Here is a 4,673-nt window from a genome sequence, read left to right as displayed (position 1 = left end):
CCCGGGCCAGCCCCGGGGTCTGGGGTGCACGCGCACACCCCAATCGCGACGGCAAAAGGCGGTCGCCGGCGGGGTGGGAGTCCGCGAGGTGACACATGAGGGCCCCGAGCCCGTAAAAAGGCGCCCCCCCTTGATGCGAAAAAACCGGCGGGGCGCCGCGGGGGGGCGATGTGACTACAGGGGGGACCCCCGGCCGAACCGATCGGGCACCCGCCGGTATGATCTCCTCCACGATCGGGCTCGCCCACAATCGCTCCGGCAGGCCGAGCATCGCAGCCTGCTGATGGATTTCGCTGCCGCCGCAAGCGACGGCGAGTGATGGCGACAGCCGCGTGGTGGAAAGAAACTGCGCCACTTCCGCCTCGACATGGGCGTTCCAAGCCTTATCGCCTTTCGGATAGTCGAAATTGGCGAACATGAAATCCTGCCAGACCAGCAGGCCGAACTCGTCGCAGAGGCGAAAGAAATCCGGCGTCTCATAGGCCATGGTGCCGCCGATGCGAACCATGTTCATGTCGGCCTCCGCCGCCAGTCGCAGCCACGGCTCATAATCGTCGCGGCCGCCGGGCAGCCGCACGATATCGGCCGTGGTCCAGACCGCGCCACGGCAGAAGATGCGTTCGCCGTTGACCAGGAGGCCGAAATCCCGGCCATCGGCGCCGCGATCGATTGCCAGCCGGCGAAAGCCGGTGCGTCCGAGCGGATGCTCGACGTCATCGATGATCAGCGTGACCTCATGGAGATGCGGTATTCCATGCGTGTGCGGCCACCATGGCGTCACGCCAGGGATCTTAAGAATCGCCGTGCAGCGGCCGTGGCTGTCCCGCTCGAAGGCCTGCTCGATATCGCCGCAGCGAAGGGTAACCTCGCTGACATACCCTTCGATCGAAAGCGAGGCATAAAGCCGTCCCTCTCCATCCTCCAGCAGATCAGGCCGCAACGAAAGGTCGCGAACGATGGGCTCATGCGGATGCAGCAGCGACACCGGCCGCCAGGGTCCGACCGCCTGTATTTCCGGGCACCAGCCAGGCATATGGCCAAGCAGCGTTGTGCGCGCCAGCCGCAATCCCTGCGGCGTGATCATCTGTGGCCGCCAGCGGGCGCGCGGGCCGGGTTTTCCAAGGCGCGGCTCCAGCGCCCGGAAGCACAATGCCAGTTCGTCGCCGCCATGCAGGTGAACGGCAAGATCATGCGTTTCGAACATGCTCTCGGATTTGAGAATTTTCCGGCCGTTCAGGAAGACTTCGCAGAGCGTTGCCAGACCTTCCAGCCGCAAGACGGCATTGCCGGCATTGGCATCGACCAACCGGCAGAGATACCAGGCATCGCGGTCGTTCAACGGATGCGGATGTTCCCGGTCGAAGAGCCCGGCCTTTTCCAGCGCTTCCGCCACAGTGCCCGGCACCGGCGCCGGGATGACGGCCGAAAGCGACAGGTCCGAAGGCGAGGCGCAGGCGCCTGCATCCGTCAGAACCAGATTCCACCCTTCGACCTGCAGCGTGTTGCCGCTGATATCAGCCAAACGCTTTTGCATTGGATCTCCGGTTCAAAACATGATCCCAAAAGTGCAAGCGACTTTTTGAACGAGATCATTTTCACTAAAGCGATTATTCAAGCAGCGCCATCATGGCATCCCATGCATCCGCGGCCGGCTCAAGCGCCGTCTGCAACGGCTCGAATTTCTTGCGCGTCACGGCTCGGGCAAGCTGAAACTGCACCGATTTCGCCACTTCCGAAATCCGGCGCGCCTCAAAAGCCGCCTCGGCGAAATCCGCCGACAGCCAATCGAGATGACTGCCCGCCAGCTCGAAATTGGCCCCGAGCTGGCGCAGCGTGTTGAAGGCATATTTATGGAAGAAGCCGAACGGCCGCTCGGCCATGACTTCAACCTGCGCCGGAAAAACCGCCGCGAAGGCGCGGATGGGATTGGCGACCGGACGGCGGCGAAAATGGAAGGCCAGAAGCTGGCGGGATGTCTGCCGGATGGCAGCCTCACCTGGTGCGCTGTCCGGAAACTTCGCGAACTCGGTATAAGGCAGGAAGGGCAGATCCTCGTCCGTAAGGTGCAGCTCGAACAGCCCGTTGAAGTCATCGCCTGAGAGCCGGAAAAAGCCACCATTGTGGAAGTAGTCGAGTTCGCGGCCCGCCATATCGAGCCGGTTGATGGCAACGGTCGTCTTGCCGTGCTCCCGGCGATAGCCGACGCCCTGCGTGTCCGGCATGTAGAAGGAATCCATTTCGACCAGGCAGAGCCGGCCGCGGCCAATCTGCTCAAGGACATGGCGCTCGACCTTGTCGTAGATCGCCAGTTCCGTGCACCGAATGCCATAGAGCGCTTCGAGATCATCGAGCGGCACCTTGAAGAAGGTAAACTGATCGCCTTCGAAATCCTGCGTCAGCGTAAAGGCGAGCATCGCTTCAGCCGGCAGCCTGAGCGTGTTCAGCACTTCGATCCAGAGGTCGAGATAGCAGTTGGTTTCCGGCCACATGCGCTCGCTGGCGTGCAGCGCGTGTGGCATATGGGTGGCGGGATCGAGGTCCCTGAAGACGGAAGCCACGATCAGCCCCACAGCGCCTTGCGCACGCTCTGGGGCCATTCCGCGGTATTGAGCCCATGATGATGGAACAGCGCCAGCGCGATGCGCTCGAGACCGAAGGCGACGCAGGCCGTATGCGCGACGCTGCCATCAGCGAAATTCAGGCCCCATTTCGCGCCGAACGCATCCTGATGATAGTTGAAGCTCATGCAGGCGGTCGGATTGGCGGATGAGGTGATCGGGATCAGCAGCTCGAATTTCAGGTTCTGGTCGCGCTGGTTATTGGCGAGCATCTTGCCGGCGCGGCCGAAGAACGGATCGTTGGCGACATCGATGACGACGTCGAGGCCGACGGCCTTCATCATCTCGAGGCCGCGGTCCATCCAGCTCTGGCGGAAATCCGTGACGTGGCCTTTGGTGCCCATGCAGACATATTCGCGCATGCGGAACAGCTGCTGGCGGGCCGGGTCCTTCGAAGGCTCATGGCGGAAGCAATAGGATTGCAGGTCGAACAGCGCGCCGCTCTCCGGCAAGGGACCGCGCTTCGCGACGGTCGGGTAGAGCGGATAGCAGGCCGCCGGCGTCAGCACGATATCGGTCGCCTCCTGGTCTTTCGTCCAGTCTTCGCCGACTTCCATGCATTTCAGCAGGCTCGTGTGGTCGAACTCGCTGCCGCAGAAGCTGTGCACGGTGCCGGCGAGCTGCGGAAAGCTCTTCATGTAGCCGCTCGCCTCAAAGAGGGCGCGATTCATGCCCGGCGGGAAGCGGATTGCTTCGGCGCCATCCGCACCGCCGAATCCGTAGATCAGGCGCTCAAAGGCAGAGATCACATCTTCGAACTGACCGCTGCGGCCATAGAGGCCGTCAATGCCGGTGTCGATCAGAAGACCGGATTCGAAAAGGCGGTCGAGAAACGATGTTTGTATATCCATGACAATTACCCCAACAGGCTGGTACCTTGCTTATGGACGAGCAGCATCGGCGACGTATTGCCGAGAATGCGGTCGTTCGAGATCATCAATTGAGCGGAATGCGCGTCGCGCAGATGGCGGCCGAGGCTATAGGGCGTGCCGTTCTTGTAGCCCATGATGCCGCAGATCAACATGGCGTGGTTGATGATCGGCAGGATCATCTCCGACGACGCGATCTTGACGTTGTTCATGGCGACGGCAAAGGCCATCGAGGACAGCCGGTCGGCATCGGCCTTCGCCTCTTCGTAGATTTTCAGCCCGGCGAGGACATTGGATTTCACCATCTGCAGCAGGCAGGAAACCTCCGCCAGACGCAGCGCGCCGGGCGGCGGCGTGCCGGGCGATTTGCGGGCGGCAGCGCGCACGAAAGCCTGGGCACGGGCGACGGCATCGGCGGCTATGCCGTACCAGACGCCGCTCCAAAGAAGATGAGAGGTTGCCAGCATCGACTCCGCGGCGATCTCGGCAAATGGCTTCGGCAGGATCTGTGCGGCCGGCCCCTCGCCCTTGAAGAGGAAACCGTCGGAGCAGGTGCCGCGCATGCCGAGCGTGTTCCACTCGACCGTGCGCTCAAGCCTGTATTGGCCCTTGAGGAAAACCGTCAGCACCTGGTCGGACGAGGCGGCCTCGGTATGGCTGCGCGAGGTGATGAGAACCGCATCGGCATGGGCGCCATAGGATATCACGGTCGCATCCTTCTCCAGAAAGCAGGTGCCGTCCACGACCTTGATGGCGCAGATGCTGTTTCGCAGATTGCCGCCGATCCCGCCTTCCGTCGTCGCCGAGGCCAACAGAAGCTGTTCTTTAGCGACATGGCGCATGTAATCGCGGTGCCAGTCGCTGCCGGCGCCGTGTTCGACCAGGCTCGACAGCTTGATCTGGTGCATGGCGAAAACCATGGCGCTGGCCGCACAGGTCTGCCCGAGGATCGAGCAAAGGTCGGCGATCTCGGTGATCGACGCACCCTCCCCGCCCAGATCGGCGGGAATCTTGGTCGACCGCAGCCCTTCGGCGCCCCACGCATCCCCCGCCTCCCGCCGGAAGAGGGCCTCCGCACCGGCCTCCTCCGGCAAATTTCCCGCGAATGCCGCGACGCCGCCGGCGCGCACCCCCGCCCTGCTCTTCGCCCCGGCGTTGCTCGTGCCGCCACCGGCCCCGCTCGAGG

General features: G+C 63.0%; 3 protein-coding genes and 1 pseudogene. All 4 read right to left on the bottom strand.

What is annotated here, in order from left to right:
- Nucleotides 1-1,534: pseudogene (locus C9413_RS28015) on the bottom strand (glycoside hydrolase family 2 protein); the annotation flags it as partial.
- Between the two features lie 73 nt (nucleotides 1,535-1,607).
- The gene (locus C9413_RS28010) at nucleotides 1,608-2,558 is read right to left on the bottom strand and encodes a DUF1839 family protein (RefSeq protein ID WP_082046667.1); all 951 of its coding nucleotides are present in this window, start codon (nucleotides 2,556-2,558) and stop codon (nucleotides 1,608-1,610) included.
- A gap of 2 nt (nucleotides 2,559-2,560) precedes the next feature.
- On the bottom strand, nucleotides 2,561-3,469 hold the full coding sequence (locus C9413_RS28005) for an amino acid--[acyl-carrier-protein] ligase (RefSeq protein WP_040114279.1): 909 nt from the start codon (nucleotides 3,467-3,469) through the stop codon (nucleotides 2,561-2,563).
- Nucleotides 3,470-3,474: 5 nt separating this feature from the next.
- Nucleotides 3,475-4,617, bottom strand: a complete 1,143-nt coding sequence (locus C9413_RS28000; RefSeq protein ID WP_170251208.1) for an acyl-CoA dehydrogenase family protein — start codon at nucleotides 4,615-4,617, stop codon at nucleotides 3,475-3,477.
- Between the last annotated feature and the right edge of the window lie 56 nt (nucleotides 4,618-4,673).

This window comes from Rhizobium sp. SEMIA 4085 (assembly GCF_013004495.1).
GTDB lineage: Bacteria > Pseudomonadota > Alphaproteobacteria > Rhizobiales > Rhizobiaceae > Rhizobium > Rhizobium gallicum.
This window is presented reverse-complemented; position numbering and strand designations above follow the sequence as displayed.

Bases quoted from the DNA above. Each gene is read 5' to 3' on its own strand.
- C9413_RS28005 (WP_040114279.1), bottom strand. From the start codon at position 3,469: ATGGATATACAAACATCGTTTCTCGACCGCCTTTTCGAATCCGGTCTT.